Source organism: Halorubellus litoreus, assembly GCF_037081675.1.
Taxonomy (GTDB): Archaea; Halobacteriota; Halobacteria; order Halobacteriales; family Natrialbaceae; genus Halorubellus; species Halorubellus litoreus.
Map to the genome: position 1 here is coordinate 327520 of NZ_JAZAQL010000002.1, position 16656 is coordinate 344175.

General features: G+C 68.3%; 21 protein-coding genes and 1 pseudogene. 6 read left to right on the forward strand and 16 right to left on the reverse strand.

Annotated features, from left to right (window positions below):
- Positions 1-94: 94 nt before the first annotated feature.
- Together VYJ16_RS08855 and VYJ16_RS08860 are read left to right on the forward strand one after the other, a co-directional pair.
- Entirely contained in the window at positions 95-343 is a 249-nt protein-coding gene (locus VYJ16_RS08855) for a HalOD1 output domain-containing protein (protein ID WP_336349951.1), read from the forward strand.
- Positions 344-430: 87 nt separating this feature from the next.
- Complete coding sequence (locus VYJ16_RS08860; RefSeq protein WP_336349952.1) at positions 431-1171, forward strand: VOC family protein; 741 nt, start codon at positions 431-433, stop codon at positions 1169-1171.
- A gap of 39 nt (positions 1172-1210) precedes the next feature.
- On the opposite strand, the gene VYJ16_RS08865 is transcribed toward VYJ16_RS08860, so the two are convergent.
- The 3 genes from VYJ16_RS08865 to VYJ16_RS08875 form a co-directional block, all read right to left on the reverse strand.
- Entirely contained in the window at positions 1211-2425 is a 1215-nt protein-coding gene (locus VYJ16_RS08865; protein ID WP_336349953.1) for an MFS transporter, read from the reverse strand.
- Between the two features lie 87 nt (positions 2426-2512).
- Complete coding sequence (locus VYJ16_RS08870) at positions 2513-3289, reverse strand: hypothetical protein (protein ID WP_336349954.1); 777 nt, start codon at positions 3287-3289, stop codon at positions 2513-2515.
- Positions 3290-3452: 163 nt separating this feature from the next.
- Complete coding sequence (locus VYJ16_RS08875) at positions 3453-3752, reverse strand: DUF5779 family protein (RefSeq protein ID WP_336349955.1); 300 nt, start codon at positions 3750-3752, stop codon at positions 3453-3455.
- Positions 3753-3904: 152 nt separating this feature from the next.
- Between VYJ16_RS08875 and VYJ16_RS08880 the strand changes: the two genes are divergently transcribed.
- Positions 3905-4360, forward strand: a complete 456-nt coding sequence (locus tag VYJ16_RS08880; protein WP_336349956.1) for a DUF7992 family protein — start codon at positions 3905-3907, stop codon at positions 4358-4360.
- A 7-nt stretch (positions 4361-4367) separates the two neighbouring features.
- Here VYJ16_RS08880 and VYJ16_RS08885 read toward each other — a convergent pair whose 3' ends face one another.
- From VYJ16_RS08885 to VYJ16_RS08910, 6 genes are all read right to left on the reverse strand, one after another.
- Positions 4368-4514 carry a DUF7129 domain-containing putative zinc-binding protein gene (locus tag VYJ16_RS08885; protein WP_336349957.1) on the reverse strand — a complete coding sequence of 49 codons (147 nt, stop codon included), beginning with the start codon at positions 4512-4514 and terminating at the stop codon, positions 4368-4370.
- A gap of 207 nt (positions 4515-4721) precedes the next feature.
- Positions 4722-4865, reverse strand: a complete 144-nt coding sequence (locus VYJ16_RS08890) for a DUF7129 domain-containing putative zinc-binding protein (protein ID WP_336349958.1) — start codon at positions 4863-4865, stop codon at positions 4722-4724.
- Positions 4866-5038: 173 nt separating this feature from the next.
- Complete coding sequence (locus VYJ16_RS08895; RefSeq protein WP_336349959.1) at positions 5039-5593, reverse strand: class I SAM-dependent methyltransferase; 555 nt, start codon at positions 5591-5593, stop codon at positions 5039-5041.
- A gap of 136 nt (positions 5594-5729) precedes the next feature.
- A complete protein-coding gene (locus VYJ16_RS08900) occupies positions 5730-6737 on the reverse strand; it encodes an LLM class flavin-dependent oxidoreductase (protein WP_336349960.1) in 1008 nt (335 codons plus the stop codon).
- 78 nt (positions 6738-6815) lie between these two features.
- Positions 6816-7868, reverse strand: a complete 1053-nt coding sequence (locus tag VYJ16_RS08905) for a DMT family transporter (RefSeq protein ID WP_336349961.1) — start codon at positions 7866-7868, stop codon at positions 6816-6818.
- 141 nt (positions 7869-8009) lie between these two features.
- Positions 8010-8909, reverse strand: coding sequence for a DNA-3-methyladenine glycosylase family protein (locus tag VYJ16_RS08910; RefSeq protein WP_336349962.1), 900 nt, complete (start codon positions 8907-8909; stop codon positions 8010-8012).
- 170 nt (positions 8910-9079) lie between these two features.
- Between VYJ16_RS08910 and VYJ16_RS08915 the strand changes: the two genes are divergently transcribed.
- The gene (locus tag VYJ16_RS08915; RefSeq protein ID WP_336349963.1) at positions 9080-9616 is read left to right on the forward strand and encodes a DUF555 domain-containing protein; all 537 of its coding nucleotides are present in this window, start codon (positions 9080-9082) and stop codon (positions 9614-9616) included.
- A 173-nt stretch (positions 9617-9789) separates the two neighbouring features.
- Here the strand turns inward: VYJ16_RS08915 and VYJ16_RS08920 are convergent, their stop codons facing one another.
- On the reverse strand, positions 9790-10029 hold the full coding sequence (locus VYJ16_RS08920; RefSeq protein ID WP_227134316.1) for a UPF0058 family protein: 240 nt from the start codon (positions 10027-10029) through the stop codon (positions 9790-9792).
- 370 nt (positions 10030-10399) lie between these two features.
- Between VYJ16_RS08920 and VYJ16_RS08925 the strand changes: the two genes are divergently transcribed.
- Complete coding sequence (locus VYJ16_RS08925; RefSeq protein WP_336349964.1) at positions 10400-10804, forward strand: translation initiation factor IF-2 subunit beta; 405 nt, start codon at positions 10400-10402, stop codon at positions 10802-10804.
- A 59-nt stretch (positions 10805-10863) separates the two neighbouring features.
- On the opposite strand, the gene VYJ16_RS08930 is transcribed toward VYJ16_RS08925, so the two are convergent.
- The 4 genes and pseudogenes from VYJ16_RS08930 to VYJ16_RS08940 all read right to left on the reverse strand — a co-directional run.
- Complete coding sequence (locus VYJ16_RS08930) at positions 10864-11043, reverse strand: DUF7836 family putative zinc-binding protein (protein ID WP_227134314.1); 180 nt, start codon at positions 11041-11043, stop codon at positions 10864-10866.
- A gap of 124 nt (positions 11044-11167) precedes the next feature.
- The gene (locus VYJ16_RS08935) at positions 11168-12175 is read right to left on the reverse strand and encodes a transcription initiation factor IIB (protein ID WP_336349965.1); all 1008 of its coding nucleotides are present in this window, start codon (positions 12173-12175) and stop codon (positions 11168-11170) included.
- A gap of 200 nt (positions 12176-12375) precedes the next feature.
- Positions 12376-12576 (reverse strand): PGF-CTERM sorting domain-containing protein, encoded by a 201-nt coding sequence (locus VYJ16_RS22180; RefSeq protein ID WP_418934295.1) that lies wholly within the window; start codon positions 12574-12576, stop codon positions 12376-12378.
- A gap of 39 nt (positions 12577-12615) precedes the next feature.
- A pseudogene (locus VYJ16_RS08940) lies at positions 12616-14817 on the reverse strand (DUF7282 domain-containing protein); the annotation flags it as partial.
- A 253-nt stretch (positions 14818-15070) separates the two neighbouring features.
- On the opposite strand from VYJ16_RS08940, the gene VYJ16_RS08945 reads away from it, so the two are divergent.
- Positions 15071-15697 (forward strand): cupin domain-containing protein, encoded by a 627-nt coding sequence (locus VYJ16_RS08945; protein ID WP_336349967.1) that lies wholly within the window; start codon positions 15071-15073, stop codon positions 15695-15697.
- 63 nt (positions 15698-15760) lie between these two features.
- Here the strand turns inward: VYJ16_RS08945 and VYJ16_RS08950 are convergent, their stop codons facing one another.
- Both VYJ16_RS08950 and VYJ16_RS08955 read right to left on the reverse strand, forming a co-directional pair.
- Entirely contained in the window at positions 15761-16066 is a 306-nt protein-coding gene (locus tag VYJ16_RS08950) for a DUF8036 family membrane protein (protein ID WP_336349968.1), read from the reverse strand.
- A 127-nt stretch (positions 16067-16193) separates the two neighbouring features.
- Entirely contained in the window at positions 16194-16472 is a 279-nt protein-coding gene (locus VYJ16_RS08955; protein ID WP_336349969.1) for an ArsR/SmtB family transcription factor, read from the reverse strand.
- Positions 16473-16656: the final 184 nt, after the last annotated feature.

Consider the following 16656-nt stretch of genomic DNA (forward strand, 5'->3'; position numbering starts at 1 on the left):
GGCTGCCTACGGTGTCGTATGGGCGTCTTCTGGCCGTGGCACTTATGCCGGGTCGTGCCAAGGCGTAGACATGGAGTCTTCGACTGGAGAGATCATGGAAACGGTCGTACTGGCTGTCGCGGACGCGACCGAGCGCGACGCCCTGTCGCTCCCGCCGCTCGCCACGTCCATCGACCCGGACGTCCTGGACGCGGTCGTCGACGGTCCGGGGAACGGCTCGGTGACGTTCACGTACGCCAGTCAGGAGGTGACGGTCGCGCACGATGGGGACGTGAGCGTGTCGACCGTGCTCCCGGCGCGACGGGCGGGAACGCGGGCCGCGAGCGGTCCGGCAGGGGACTGACGGGACGGCCGCGAGCGTCGCGTCGCGGACTCCGCGGCGCTCGTCGCCCGGCGAAGGTTCTTGGGTGTGTCGGGCGAACGAGCAGGTATGCTCTCGGGGCTCTCGTGGTTGGCACTGGAGGTGAAGGACCTGGCTGCGGCGCGCGCGTTCTACGGTGAGACTCTCGCGATGGACGCGATAGCGGACGGGTCGCTTCCGGCGGCGCTCGCGGACGTTGGCGAGCAGGTGGCGTTCGCCGCGGGCGACACCGCGCTCGTGCTGCGGCGTCCGGACGCGGTCCCGCGCGGTGGCCTCCACACGCACTACGCGATGAGCATCCCGAGCGACGAGTACGACGACTGGTGGGATGCACTGGAGGACGCCGGGTTCGCGCTCGACGAGCACGTCTTCGGTGACGCGCGCTCGCTGTACTGTTACGACGACGACGGGAACTGCGTGGAACTCGGCCAGACGGACGTCGACGGGCCCGGTATCGACGGCGTGTTCGAGGTCGTCCTCGAAGTGACGGATCTCGACGCGGCGGAGGCGTTCTACGCGGCCCTCGGGTTCGAGACGGTCGACCGCGGCGCGGACCGCGTTCGCGTCCGGATGCACGGCCCGATGGCGCTCGAGCTCTGGGAGCCCCATCTCGGGCTCGCGGACGCTCGCGGCGGCGTGCACGTCGACCTCGGGTTCGCGACCGACGACCCGGCGGCGGCCGCGGCGGCGATCGCGGACCGCGTCGACGCCCGCGAACCGCTCACGGACGGCGAGGCGGGCGACGCGGACGCGACCGCAGTCCGCGTGCGGGACCCCGACGGTCACTACCTCACGTTCCACGAACGCTGACGAGACGACGCTCACGATTGATTCGCTGCTCGACGCATGTCACGCGCCGGGTTCTGGGGCGCGGACGGCGAGCGCGAGGCCGGCGAGTGCGACGACGAGCGCCGCGAGGAACGCGACCTGGTAGCCGTAGCGGGCGATGAGTTCGCCGGCGACGATCGGGGCGAGGAACGCGCCGAAGAGCCCGACGCTCGTCATCGTCGAGATGGCGGTGGTCGTCACCTCGGCGGGGACGACCTCGGTGACGTACGAGAACAGGAGGCCGAGCGCGAGCTGTATCGTGAACCCGGAGACGACGGTGAACGCGACGACCGCGGGGACGTCCGCGATGGCGACGAACCCGACGAGCGCGGGCGCGGTGCCGGCGAACGAGAGGACGACGACGGGACGGCGGCGGCCGTCGAACAGGCGGTCGGAGAGCACGCCGCCGCCGGTGCGGGCGACGACGCCGACCGCGGGGAAGAGGGCGGTGAGGGCGCCGGCGAGCGCGAGCGAGACGTCGAGTTCGCCCTCGAGGTAGCTCGGCAGCCACGTGTTGAGGAAGAGGTAGAGCGAGAACGCGAGGAACGAGAGCGCGGAGAGCGTCCAGACGGCGCGGTTCGCGAACACGTTCCGGAACTCGGCGCGCGTCGGCGCGGGCGTCTCCATGGCGCCGCGGAAGGACTCGCCGGTGGTCGCGGCGAGGAACGCGGTGACGCCGATGACGGCGACGGTAGCGAAGAACGGGAAGATGGCGGGCCATCCGAACGCGTCGGCGACGAGCGGGGCGCCGAACTGGCCGAACGCGAACCCGACGGGTGCGCTCGCGGTGAACGCGCTCACGGCGGTCGCGCGGACGTCCGCGTCGACGGCCTGCCCGACGAGGTCCGCGCCCGCGTTCCAGAACAGGACGTAGGCGACGCCACCGAGGACGCGGGAGGCGACGAGCGACCAGTACGCGCCCTCGGTCGCGGCCCGCCACCCCCAGACGCCGGCGACGAGCAGGCCGACGGCGGCCGCGGCGACGGCGTTCCGGACGTCGAACCGGTCGAGCGCGACGCCGACTGGGACGGAGAGGACGACCGCGGTCAGGTACATCACGCTCACGAGCCAGCCAGCCGCGGTCGGGCCGATGCCGAGGCCGTCGCGGACGAGCGGCACGACGCTCGCGGGCGCTATCTCGTACGCGCCAGCGGCCGCGGAGAGCACGAATAGCCCGCCGACGAGCCCGATGGTTCGCGGGTCTACCGCGCCGTTGGTTCGAGAGCCGTCGCTCACTGGGTTGACGTTCGCGCCCGGCGATATAATTCGACTGAAAGCGGTGGACGCGACCGCGGACGACCCGTCGTGGTCGTGGATGACGTCCTACCGTTCGTCGTCGTGGCTGTCGGCGTCGTCGGGTTCGTCCTCCCGTTCGTCGTCGTGGCTGTCGGCGTCGTCGGGCTCGTCCTCGCCCTGCGCGTCGTCGTCTCCGTTCGCTTCGCGTTCGGGGCCTTCGCTGTCGGTCTCGGCGAACTCGTAGTCGCCGTCGGTCGCTTGCTTCGCGCCCTTGGCCGCTTCCTTCGCGGCGTTCGTCTTGTCCTTGATCTCCTTCGAGCGCTCCTTGACCTCGTTGGATTGCTCGCGGACGCGCTCGGTCGTCTCGTCGACGTCGTCCGCGACGGACTTGACCTCGTCCGGGTCGACCGGCGGGTCGACGTCGGCCTCGGACGCGACCTCGTCGATGCTCTCGGCGGCCGTCCCGACCTTCGACCCGACCGCTTCGACCTCGTCGGCCGCGGACTGGACGGTCTCGGCGGTCTCCTCGAGTTCGTCAGCGGTCCGTTCGACGTCCGCAGCCGTGGTCTCGAGTTCGTCCGCGGCCTCCTGGACGCGGGCGCGACCGCGGTCGTAGCTCCGGGCGAGCGCGATGGTCTGCAGGAGGCCCGTGACGAGGAACAGCGCGAACGCGAGCATCCCGGCGTCCCACAGGACGTCCGCGAGTCCAGGGTCGAGTGCGACGACGTCGAACGCGACGACCGCGTTCGCGGCGAGGAGCACGACCGTCGCGACCAGCACCGCTCGCTGGAACCGCAGGTAGTTCCGGTCGACGACCACTCGCTCGACCGCGTTCCCGAACCGGCGAAGGAGACTGTCGCTCATACCGACACGTCGACGGCCGCACGTAAATAGCCGGTCGTGGCGCCTCCTCGAACGACGGTGGGGGACTGCCGACTGTGCTGGTGGGCGCTGCTGTCGTTGGAACGTCGCGATAGCAGGGCTCGAATCAGGATACGCCGGCCCGGTCGGCGTTCGGGGCTGGCAGTCAGAGGTCGCTCGTGTCGATGTCGATACCGGGCGGGGAGACGATGAGGAACCCGCGGAAGTGCACGAGCGAGCCGTCGTCCTCGCGGACGTCGCGCGCGAACCCGGCGGCGAGTTCGTTCACGTCGCCTTTGACGTCGAGGACGAGGACGTTCCCGTCCATGACGGTGTCGTACCACTCGCTGCCGGGTGTGGTGCCGTCGAGGACGCCAAGGCGGACGCTCCCGGTGAGGTCCGCGTCCTCGTCCTCGTCGTCGAGGTGGTCTTCGACGGCGCGGAGGTCGAGGTCGAAGTCGCTCATACACCACTCCTGGGGTGGCCTCGACTAAACAGTTCCGTCCGTTCGCCGCGCGAAAACAGCGTCCCTGGGCTCGCGATTCCGCGTGTTCGCGACGGTCGCTCCGGGGGCCGCGTCCGGGAATCCTTATCCGCGCTGCAGGCGTCGGGTCGGGTATGGGACTCGACGTTGACACGCCGCCGGTACCGGAGCTCGAGGAGGTCGACCCGAACGAGTACGAGGACGCCGAGATCGTCGGTGACACGGACTACAAGCGCGAGGAACTGGAGGTGTTCCTCCGCGAGGGTGCGTGGGAGCGTGCGTTCGACGAGTGGGCCGAGGACACGGACCTCGACGAGCGCGAGTTCGGTATCGCGACGGACCTGGCGATGTTCGCGGAGTTCGACTTCTTCTGGGACGGGTTTGCGGACCGCGTCGGCTATCACGCGCCGGGGATCCCGGAGGACTGGAAGGAGCGCGACTACCATCCAGAACTCGACGAGTGGAGTACGGTGTCGTCGCTGAACGCGTCGCTGACGGAGTTCGGGCAGGTGGTGTGTGACGTGCTCAAAGAGGAGTACGTGGACTGGGAGTCGGAGTACGAGCCGCCGGAGGACCTCCCGGACTTCTAGCGCCGCGTCACTCCCTGGCGACGCCGATGCTCCGCGGTTCGCCGTCGCACAGCGGGTCCGAGCACGAGTCCGAGGCGCTGTCGAGGCGGTCGCCGCAGCGAGTGCATTCGAACGTCTGTACCGTTCGTTCTGGTTTCGTGGTTCGTCCGTCCATCTCTGTACGTTAGATATTGACATGCACGGTAATAAGTCTGCTCCCGCGTGACGAACCAGTAATGATGCTGATCTACTGGCGGTGCGTGGCCAGAACGACGTGAGAAGGACGACCGCTCTCGCGGTCGGGTCGCGGCCCGGCCAGCCCGTGCGTGGCCGGGTCGCGGGACGGAATAGAGGTCTGCCAGGTCCTCGCTGCAGCGTGCCGTTACTCTCGTGCGACCCCGATGTTGCGCGGCGCGCCGTCACAGAACGGGTCGTCGCAGGTGTCCGCCTGACTCTCGAGGCGTGCACCGCATCGCACGCACTCGTACTCGGCCTCGCCCGGTGTGAACGCGTCAGTCCGTACCATCGTAGGAGGATGTGACCAATTCACAGGGTTAAGGCTTCCCCTGATACCACCCCATACCATCCCGGGGTGCCCATATTGTTTAATCACATACAAGGCGGTGTACGTTCGGTCAGTTCTGCGCCATCGCGCCGGCCGGGCACTGCGTCACGCGCCCCGGCGGCGTCGAGCGGGACTCAGGCGGTGGCGACGACGAGGAACGTCTCGGGGCGTTCGCTCGCGCGCTCGACGGTGAACCCGGCAGCTTCGAGGTCCTCGACGGCGTCCGCCGGTGAGAACCGCTCGTCGGTCGGCGGCCCGTCCTCGCCCGCACCGGTCGCGCTCCAGTCGACGGTCACCAGGCGGCCGCCGGGCGCGAGCACGCGCCGCAGTTCCGCGAGTCCGGCCGCGTCCGCGTACTCGTGGTGCGTCATCGTCGAGTACGCCGCGTCCAGCTCGTCGTCGTCGAACGGCAGGTCCGCGACCGCCGCCGTGACGAACGAGACGTTCTCGGGCGCACCCTTCTCGCGGTAGATGTCGTGCATCTCGCTCTGGACGTCGACCGCGTACGTCTCGCCGGCGAACGGCGCGACGTCGTCCGTGTAGAACCCCGTCCCGGACCCGAGGTCCGCGACGGTCTCGTCGCCGTCGAGCGCGAGCGCCGCGACGAGTTCCTCGGGCGAACAGTACCGATACCGCGACTCGTCCTCCAGCGCCTCCGCGCGGTCGACGGGGAACGTGTGGAATCCCATGCCTCGCCAGAGGACCCGGAGCCTCGTATCGGTACGGGTTCCGGACGGCCCGACGGCGGGGGCGTCGCCGACACCGCCCGAGAGGTTTACGTCTAATGTAAACCCCGTGAGGCTGGTGACGCGACCCTGGCCGCGTCTACCGGAGGTCGGGCGCGACCTCGTCGCCGAGCCGCTCGATGCACTCGACCATCTCGTCGGTGCCGACGCCGGGGTGGTACGTCCGGAAGATGAAGTGCGTGTCGTCGCCTAACGCCTCCCGGTACGTCTCGAGTTCCTCGACGACCTGCTCGGGCGTCCCGAATATCGCCTGCTCCTTGAGCTCCTGCTTGCGTTCGTCGTCCAGCTCCTCGACCGTCTCGCCGCTGAAGATCTCCGCGTACCGCCGCTGGATGTAGAAGTAGCCGTCCTTCATCGTCTCCCACGCCTCCTCCTCGGAGTCGCCGACCCAGCCGTGCTGGAGGACGTAGTTCGTGAACTCGCCGTCGACGTCCTCCTCCTCGCGGACGTTCGCGATGTCCTCGACGCGCTTCTTGAGGCCACCGACCGAGAGCTTCGACGGCGCACACCACGCGTCCGCCTCCCGGGCCGCACGCCGGACCGCGGGCTTCGCGCCGCCGCCGAGCATGATGGGGACGTCGTTCTCGACGGGCTTCGGCGTCACGTTCACGCTCGGGTCGACGTCGTGGAACTCCGCGTCGTAGTCGAGCGGCCCCTCGCTCCACGCCGCCTTCAGGAGGTTCACCTGGTCGGCGAGGCGCTCCACGCGCTCCTCCTGTGGGACGCCGAACGCGTCGAACTCCGCGGGGTTCGACCCGATGGCGAGCCCGAGCGTCACGCGGTCGCCAGCGATGTTGTCCGCGGTCGCGACGTCTTCCGCGAGCCGCACGCCGTCGTACAGCGGCGCGAGCGCGATGCACGTCCCGATCTCGATATCGTCGGTCGCGGCGGCGAGCGCGCCGAGACTCGGCATCGTCCCCGACAGGTAACCGTCCGCCATGAAGTGATGCTCGCTCACCCACACCGAGTCCAGGCCCGCGTCGTCCGCGGTGCTCGCCACGGTGAGCATCTCGTCGTAGAGCTCGTCCATCGAGCGGTCGTCGTCCGGCCGCGACTGACAGGTGAACAGACCCGTGCCGAGTTCCATACGACGACGTTCCAACGCCCGTATGAAAACTATTCGTGAAGCGGTCGCGTCGACGGTCGACCCGTCGCCGACGGCGGGTCAGTCGTCGCAGGGGGCCTCGCACGGCTCGCCGCGTTCGTCGCCGGACCGGGCCGCTGGCTCGCGGCTGTCGTCGCCCCCGCCGCGGAGCCGCCGGGTGGCGCGCCGGAGTTCCGCGGTGACGACCTGGCGTTCGACGAGCGCGACGCCCGCGACGACGACGAGGAACCCGGCGACGGTCACCGCGTCGACGGTCGCGTCGAGGAACAGCCAGCCGGTCGCCGCGGCGAACACGGGGACGAGGTACGCGACGAGGTTCGTCCGGACCGGGCCGACGCGCTCGATGAGGCCGAAGTAGAGCGCGTACGCGACCGCGGTCGACGGGATGGCGACGGCGACGATGCTCCACGCGGTCGCGGGCCCGACGTCGAGGACGGCCGCCTGCGGTTCGCCGACGCCGAGGCTGAGTGCGTGCAGGAGGAGTGCGCCGACGCCCATCGCCCACGCGGTCATCGAGACGCTCTCCATGTCGACGCCGACCCGCTGGAGGAGGACGCTCCCGAGCGCGACCGCGGCGGCCGCACCGAGGACGAGCACCTGCCCTATCGCGCTCGCGTCCCCGAACGTCGACGGCGACGGCTGGACGATGAGGACGACCCCGCCGAGGGCGACGCCGATACCGAGCGCGCCCAGCCACGACATGCGGTCGCCGAGCAACCACCACGCGAACACCGGCGCGAGTATCGGGTTCAGGCCGTACATCACGGACGCGGCCGCCGGCGTCGTCGTCCCCTGCCCGACGAACAGCAGGCCGTTGTTGAGGACGACGAGGAAGACCGCGGCGACGCCGATGCCGACCGCATCGGCGCGCGTTCGCGGGAGCCACGTCGACCGCGGCCTGGCGACCGCGACGTACCCCAGGAGGACGACGGCGGCGAGGTCGAAGCGGAGGCCCGCGAACAGCACCGGCGGGAGTTCCTGGAGCCCGGTCTTGATGGCAGCGAACGACCCGCCGAACAGGACCGCGAGGAAGACGAACAGGACGCCGTCGCGGTACCGCGACGGGACCGCCGCGCGCAGCGAGCCGAGCGCGCTCCCCGTCAGCGGAACCACCGACGAGCGAGTGTCCGAATCATGTCCCGTGCTATGGCTCGAACCCGGATAGGGGCTTCGTGAGAGACGCTGGCACGTTGCTCGAAGGGTTCGTGGACGAGCGCGACCGGGTCTCGCGGCGGCGACCCGGGTCGACCCCGGTCACTCCGCGGTCCGGAGGTGGTGGAAGACGTACGTCTGCACGTAGCCCGCGTACTCGCCGCCGAAGCGCTCGCGGAGCGCGCGACTCGTCTCCGTGTAGTTCCCGCGCTCGCAGTCGGGGTAGTGGTCGGCGACGACGGTCTGCATCCACGTGTCCAGCGGGATGGCTTCGAGGTACCCCAGCGAGAACAGGAGGATGCAGTCCGCGACCTTGTCGCCGACGCCGACGAACCGCGTCAGGTACTCGCGGGCGGCCTCGTACTCGCGCCCGAGGGCGTCCTCGGGGTGGGCGTCGCCGGCCGCGACCATCTCCGCGGTCCGCTGGACGTACGGCGCACGGTATCCGAGTCCGAGGTCGCGGAGGTCGCCCTCGGTGGTCGCGGCGAGCTGGTCGGGCGTCGGGAACGCGTGATACGTCTCCCCCTGGAAGGAGACGGCGTCGCCGTACGCGCGAGCGAGACTACTCACCATCTCGTGGATGCGTTCGACGCGCATCTGCGTCGAGCAGATGAACGAGATGAGGCACCCGAACGCCGGGTCGCGGACGAGCCGGAGCCCGGGGAACGCGCCGCGAGCGTCGTCGACGAGGTCGAGCGCGGGCGCGTCAGCGAAGATCGCGTCCAGGTCGTCGTCGAGCCGCAGCAAGCGGACGAGGCGGTCGTGGGCGTCCTCGGTCGACTCCCAGACGAGCGCGTCCTCGGTCTTCCTGACGCGAACGACCTCGCCGTCGGGGACCGCGTAGTACCACGGCGCGTCGTCGAGGTCGCGGTCGGTCGTCACGTCGCCAGCGTACGCGTCGCCGTCCTCGCGCCGCCAGAGGTACGACTGCCCGCTCTCGAGTGTCGCCGCGAGGTCGAGCCCACCAGCGAGGTCCGCGAGCGGGAAACGCCCGGAGTGCATACGAGACCGTCGGGGACCGCCCGGGTATCGGGCTTTCGGTCCCCGCCCATTCACGCGCGTTCCGCCACCCCGTCACCGGCCCGTCACCGAACGCTCCCCGCTGCCGTCCTGCGATACCCAGGGGGTAACGCCAACCTTGATACCGATGGCAGCGAAACCCACGGGCACGTATGGATTGCAGAGTCGTCGTCGAAGCGGCGGTGCCCGTGTACGACGTGTCGACGGAGGACGAGGCCATCCGTATCGCCATCTCGAAGACCGGCGCGATGCTGAACCCCGACCTCAACTACGTCGAGATAAACATGGGCGAGCGGGCGTGCCCGCACTGCCACGAGTCCATCGACCCCGCGTTCATCGCCGCCGACGAGAGCCTCGTCGCCCTGGAACTGGAGATGAAGGTGTTCAACGTCGAACGCGAGGAGCACGCCTCCCGGATCGCTCGCAAGGAGATCGGGAAGCAACTGGAGAACATCCCCCTCGAAGTGCTCTCCGTCGACGTCATCGACGACGAGGACGACGCCGAAGCCGACGGCGACGCCGACACTGCGAACGAAGACGAGGCCGAACCGGCTGACGAGAGCGATACCGCCGACGAGAGTGACCTCGCGGACGAGCGCAAGGCGGGAGACGAGCACGATGCCGACACTGCGAGCGGCGACGACGATGACGACGACGTCCTCCCGGAGTTCGAGGACCTCATCGACTGACGACGACCACGGAACGGTACCGGACCCCGCGACTGCAGCGTGATTCCTGCTCGAACCGTCTGGTGACGTATCATCAGGAGCGTGGCGCGCGCCTCGAGGAACGACCGAGTCGGTGTGCGTCGACGCAGCTGGGGCTGTTCGACGAGTAACTACGGTAGAACGCGGCTGAAGTCTCAGTCGGCGGTCGGAGCGACGGTCTCCGTCTCCGCCTCGTCGTCCATGTCAGAAGTGATGCCACCTGCGAGTGCAAACACCGCTGCCTTGTGATCGGTTTTGGATTTGTGGATCGACGTTGGTCGAATACCGAGGGACTCGTATTCCTCGAGGTCGAGGTCGCCGTCGCTCCATGTGTCGTACTGTCCGGATACCTCCGCGAGAAGGCCGTGAAGGTGGATGAGCTCCTGCTTCTTCATAACCAAAACCATCTATCGGCCCCAGGGTTATATTATTATCCCGTGTCGCGTTAACACACCACCCTTAGATACCCGTGGTTATCGGGGGTAGCGACCATGTGACGTTCTCGGAACCATTGAATTTAGCGAACGGGGTCGTGGATTCGAGGCGCGCGCGCCGGACCTCACAGCTCCCCGAACATCGACCACGTGCGTACCAGATGCCGATTCGACGCGAACGGAACCGGCAGCGAACAGGTCTCGACGTGGACTATTTGCGGTCGCTTTCGCCGAATCAGCCGACCGAACGCTCGACGAGGGCGCCAGCGGTGATGGGGGATGGAGGCGTCGAGTATGAAGATTTTTGGCCCGCTCGGTCCGTATTCGGCGTATGGATTACGACGACCAGCTCGAGCGCGCGCTGGAGGAGACGCCGGACATCGACGCCGGCGGCGACCGGTTCGACGTGCCGGACCCGGACATCCGACAGGAGGGCAAGCTGACGGTGTACGAGAACTTCCAGGCGACGGTCGACCGCCTGAACCGCGAGGAGGACCACGTGATGCAGTTCCTCCAGAACGAGCTCGGGACGAGCGGCCACATCGACGAGAGCGGTCGCGCTCGCCTCAAGGGCGACTTCCGCGAGGTCCGCATCCAGGACGCACTGGAGGACTACGTCGAGGGCTACGTGACGTGCTCGGAGTGCGGCCTCCCGGACACGGTGTTCGAGCGCGAGGACGGCGTGCTCCGCATCCGCTGCGAGGCCTGTGGCGCGCGCTCGTCGACGGGCGTCTAACGCCGAATCGAGCGAGCGACCCGCTACGCGTCGTCTTCTGCTGTCTGAACGACGAACGGTCAGCCGAGTTGCTTGAGCGTGGAGAGGTCGTGGTCGGTCCGCATGAACTCGGACGTGCGTCGACTGGCGTGACAGTTCGGACAGTGGAACGTGTCACCGGGTGCAGGGAGGTCCGCGGGCGCGGTCTCCCAGTCCTTGCCGCATTCGGGACAGAGAAGTCTCACGTACGTCTCGACCATGTGACTCTCTAACACCACCGGGGGTGAAAAAGATTGCCGCTATCTGGCCCGAACGCACGCGAAGCCGTCTGCTGGTTCCGGCTGGCGGGCGGCCGATACTCGTCGAACGAGAGCCGATTCCCGGTCAGGCGAGTGCGACGCCGGCGTCCGACGCCTCCAGGAGTTCCTTGTAGCGGTTCCGGATGGTGACCTCGCTGACGTTCGCGACGTCACCGACCTGGCTCTGCGTGACCTTCTCGTTCGTCAGGAGCGCGGCCGCGTAGACGGCGGCAGCGGCGAGCCCGACGGGCGACTTCCCGGAGTGCAGGCCGGCGTTGCGCGCGTTGTCCAGGAGCATCCGGGCGCGGCGTTCGCCCTCGTCGCTGAGGCCGAGTTCGCTCGCGAACCGCGGCACGTACTGGACGGGGTCGGCGGGCTGGATCTCGAGGTTGAGCTCGCGGACGACGTACCGGTACGTCCGGGTGAGCTCCATCTTGTCGACGCGCGAGACGAGCGCGATCTCGTCGAGGCTACGGGGCGTGCCGGCCTGGCGGGCGGCGGCGTAGAGCGCGGCGGTGGCGACGCCCTCGATGCTGCGGCCCGGGAGGAGGTCCTCGTTCAGCGCGCGGCGGTAGATCACGCTCGCGGTCTCCCGAACGTTCTTCGGGAGGCCGAGCGAGGACGCCATGCGGTCGATCTCGCCGAGGGCCTGCTTGAGGTTGCGTTCCTTGCTGTCGCGGGTGCGGAAGCGCTCGTTCCAGGTGCGGAGACGCTGCATCTTCTGGCGCTGGCTGGAGCTGAGCTGGCGGCCGTATGCGTCCTTGTTCTGCCAGCCGATGTTCGTCGACAGCCCGTCGTCGTGCATCATCTTCGTGGTGGGGGCGCCGACGCGGGACTTCTCGTCGCGCTCGCCGGCGTCGAACGCGCGCCATTCGGGGCCGCGGTCGACGGCGTCCTCTTCGACGACGAGCCCGCAGTCCTCGCAGACGCGTTCGCCGCGTGCTTCGACGCTGGCGACGGGGCCGCCACACTCGGGGCAGACGCGCTCGTCGACCTGTTCGCTGGTGGTCTCCGTCGTCGTTTTCTGGTCTGTTCGCTCGTCTCGGGTGGTCGTGGGCTGTTCGACGTCGGTGGTGGTGGTTGTGTCGCTCATGTGTTGGGGTCCTCTTCGGGTGCGGTCGGCTGCGGGGCGAGAAGAAAGACGAGCCCAGCAGGACTGTTCCTCACCCATAGTAAGTGCGACAAGCATATAAACCTTTGCACTGCTTTATATAGGGTTGGTAGTTACGTACTTGAATCCGTCGGAGAAACGCGAAACGTTCAAATCCGCTTCGGTCGCGGTGACCGATCGCGTTACCGGCGGCGCGCCAGGAACGCGGCGCCCAGCAGCGCGAGGACGGCCACGGCGATGCCGAAGCCGGGCGACCCGCCCGACGCGCCGTCGTTCTCGTCACCGTCCTCGTCGTCCATCATCGTCGTCTCCTCGTCCATCATCGTCGTCTCCTCGTCCATCATCGTCGTCTCCTCGTCCATCATCGTCGTCTCCTCGTCCATCGACGTCGTCGTCGTCTCGCCGGTGAACGTCACGTCCCCGGCGGCGACGACCGCACCGCCATCAGCGACGTAGGGCGCGTCGTCCGCACCCTCGCTGTCGACGAAGTCGTAGGACTCGTCACCGTCGGTGTCCTGGTGGGGCATCGCGATGAGCGTCGTGTCCTCCTCGACCGGCGAGTCGAGCGTGATCTCGACGTCCTCGTGCGTGCCCGCTTCGAGGTACGCGCTCGTGCCGCGGACGCTCTCGAAGACCGCGCCGTCCTGCAGGCTGGCGTCGTGGATGGTCACGAACCCGCCCTTGTTCATCGTCACGGAGTCGACGACCACCGTCTGGCCGTCGGTCTCCTGCGCGCTGAAGGAGACGGTCGCCGTCGGCGTCACCGTCACTTGCGCGGTCGTCACGACCGCACCACCGGCTGCGACGTAGGGACCGTCAGCGCCGCCCTCGCTCGTGAGGAAGTCGTACGTCTCGTCGCCGTCGGTCTCCTTGTGCGCCATCGGGACGACCGTCGCGTTCTCGCTCAGGGGCGAGTCGAGCATCACGGTCACGTTCTCGTGCGTGCCCGGGCCGAGGTACTCGCTCGTGCCGCGGACGCTCTCGAACACCGCACCGTCCAGCAGCGTGCCGTCGTGAATCGTCACGTAGCCGCCGTCGTGGAGCGTCACCGAGTCGATGGTGACCATCGACCCGTCGTTCGTCTGGTTCGTCGCGGTCACGACCGCCTGCACGCTGACGCGAGCCGTGTCGACGACAGCGCCGCCGTTCGCGACGTAGGGACCGTCGTCGCTCCCGTCGCTCGTGAGGAAGTCGTACGTCTGGTCACCGTCGGTGTCCTCGTGCGCCATCGGGACGAGCGTCGCCGTGTCCCGGATGGGTTCCTCGAGCGTCACCGTCACTTCTTCGTGGTGACCGGCTTCGAGGTACGCGCTCGTGCCGACGACGCTCCCGAACGTCTCGCCCGCGAACAGCGAGCTGTCGTGGATCGTCACGAACCCGCCCTCGCTGAGGTCGACGTCGGTGACCGTCACGGTCGTGCCGTCACTCGTCTGGTCGGCCATCGACACGCTCGCGCTCACCGACACCGTGCCGACGTCCACGACAGCACTCCCACCATCCGTGTAGGGGCCGTCCTGGCTGCCTTCGGTCGACGGGAAGTCGTACGTGTCGTCGCGGTCCGTGTCCTTGTGCGGCATCGCGATGAGCGTCGACTCGTTCTCGATGCCGTCGTCGAGGACGACCTCGACCTGCTCGTGGTAGCCGGGCGCGAGCTTCGCGCTCGTGCCGCGGACGCTGTCGAAGACGTCGCCGTCGAGCAGGGTCGCGTCGTGGATCGTCACGAACCCGCCCTGGGGCACGAAGACGTCCTCGACGACGACGCGCTCGCCGCCGCTCGTCTGGTTCGCGAGCGTCGCCTCGGCCGTGTTCGTCTGCACGACGCTCATCGTGTCGACGACCGCGCTCCCGTCGGCGGTCGCGTACGGGCCGTCGTCGCTGCCGTCGCTCGTCGCGAAGTCGTACTCCTGGTCGCCGTCGGTGTCCATGTGCGCCATCGGAACGAGCGTGGTGTTCCGCGTCACGGCGCTCTGGAGCGTGATGCGGACGTTCTCGTGCACGCCCGCTTCGAGGTAGTCGCTCGTGCCGCGGATGCTCTCGAACACCGCGCCATCGGTGACGGAGGCGTCGTGAATCGTCACGAAGCCACCCTGGGAGAGCTCGACGCGGTCGACGACGATGACGCCGCCGTTCGTCGGGATGTCCGTCGCGGACACGGTCGCGGAGACCGTGACGTTCGCCGACGCCATCACGATGTCGCCGTCCATCGTGTACGGGCCGTCGACCTGGCCGTTCGAGGAGACGAACGTGTACGCGCGGTCGTCGTTCGTGTCCTGGTGGGCCATCGCGAACAGCGTCGAGTCGTTCGTCAGGGGTTCGTCGAGCGTCACGGTGACGTTCTCGTGCGTGCCCGCTTCGAGGTACTCGCTGGTCCCACGGACGCTCCCGAGGACGTCGCCGTCCCCGAGCGTGGAGTCGTGGATTGTCACGAACCCACCCTCGGAGAGGGTGACCTGGTCCACGGTGACTGTCGTCCCGCCACTGGTGCCACCGGAGAACTGCACCATCGCTTGCGTTTGGTCTGCTGATTCGACGGCCGCTTGGTTCCCTTCTATCGATTCATTCGTCGCGTCCACTGCCTGCGTGGTGCCAGCCGTCGCCGTCGCGACCCCGGAGATCGCGAACATGCAGACGACCAGCAACACGGTGATGCGTGACCGCATACACGGTCCCACCACGACCTACTTAAAGAGGATATTCCGAACTACGGCCCGCCTCTCACCCAATTCTAACCATAGAGTCACCACCGTGTCCGGGTTCGACGGTCGGTTCGCGGACCACCTGGTCGACGCAGCGAGATGACCGGACGTATTTAAACAGAGCGTTCGCGGCACCGTCGGCGTGCGAGGATTTAGCACACCTGCGGGCGTATCGAGCGGTATGCACGAACTCCCCGTCCCGTCGACCGTCGACCCCGCGGACCCGTCGTACGTCGAGAACCCAGTGACGACCGAGCGCTTCCACTTCCACTCGCCGCCCGACGACCCAGAGTCCGACCCGCTCGCGTTCGACTGCTGGACCGCTCCCGGCATGCGGGCGTTACCGAGCCACGTCCATCCGCGCCAGGACGAATCCTTCACGGTCGCGGACGGAACGCTCGAACTCGTCGTCGACGGCGACGCGACGCGCCACGACGCCGGCGAGACGGTCACCGTCCCACGCGGCACGCCGCACACGTGGCGCACCGGCGGCGACGACGCACTCCACGTCACCATCCGCATCGAGCCAGCACTCCAGACCGAGGGGTTCCTCCGCGACCTCGCCGCGCTCGGGCGCCGCGGCGCGCTCGACGACGCCGGGACGCCCTCATCCCTCCAGGTCGCCGCGCTCTACGACGCCTACGGCTACGACCTCCTGCACCTCGCGTCGCCGCCGCTCGCCGTCCAGAAACTCGCCTTCGGCGCGCTCGCGCCGCTCGCACGTCGACTCGGCTATCGCGCCAACCCCGTCGCCAGGGCTCGCGACGACGACGAAGGTCTCGCGGGGCTGGAGAACGAGTCCGTGTAGCGGGAGAACGAGTCCGTGTGGCGGGAGACCGGGTTCGCGTGTCGAGGGTGGGTTCGCGCGACGTCAGTCCCAGGCGGTCCACGTCAGGAACGCGAGCGCGACGGCTTCGACGACGTGGATCGCCATCTGCCACTGCCAGACGATGTCCGGCACCGCGCTCCCCCACCACGCGGAGAGCTGCGGGTCGAGCACGTAGTAGTAGACGACGCCGACGTTCTCCGCGAGCAACAGCAGCGCGAACACGAGGAGGCCGAGCGTGTGCTTCGACCGGAACTTCGCGTAGTTCCGGCCCCACACGTACGTCAGGGCCAGCAGTAGCACCACGTTCACGCCCGCCGCAACTTGTGCGACGGTCACCCAGATACTCATCTACACCACCTTACCGTGCTGTCGTGGATATACTCTTTCCCAATTTCGGCCACAGTCTCTTCCCCCTTCGGCGGTTTCGGGCCGCGAACCGGCCAGTCGATGGCCTCGCGGTGCGTCGTCCTCGTTCTCATGCTTCGACCTCCGCGGATACCTCCTCGACGACGTGCCAGTGGTCCCGCGCCTGCTGGGTCGGGAGGTAGACGGCGCCGTAGTCGTCGCCGGATTTCTTGACGACGTCGTTGTCCACGAGCACGTCGAGATGGTGTCTGACGGTCTTGTAGTCCAGGTCCAGTGCCTCCGCGAGCTGGTTCGCGTTCCGTGGGCGTTCGTCGATGGCGTCCAGCAGGCGGATGCGGTTCTCACCGCCGCGCGTGCCGGTCAAGACGTACCACAGAACGCCCTCCATTCGTTCGTCTCGACTCGCTCCCCCCACATGACTCTAACGACGGCGGGCGATTCCGGCCGGATTCGTCAACGACCAACGGTGCGACCGGTCCGGGCGTGGCAAGCCGGGGTTACCGGGACCGAAATCGCGTCGGGGCGACGGTGCGAGCGCGTTTCCGGTGCCGGCGGTATTTATTTGGAGGCGT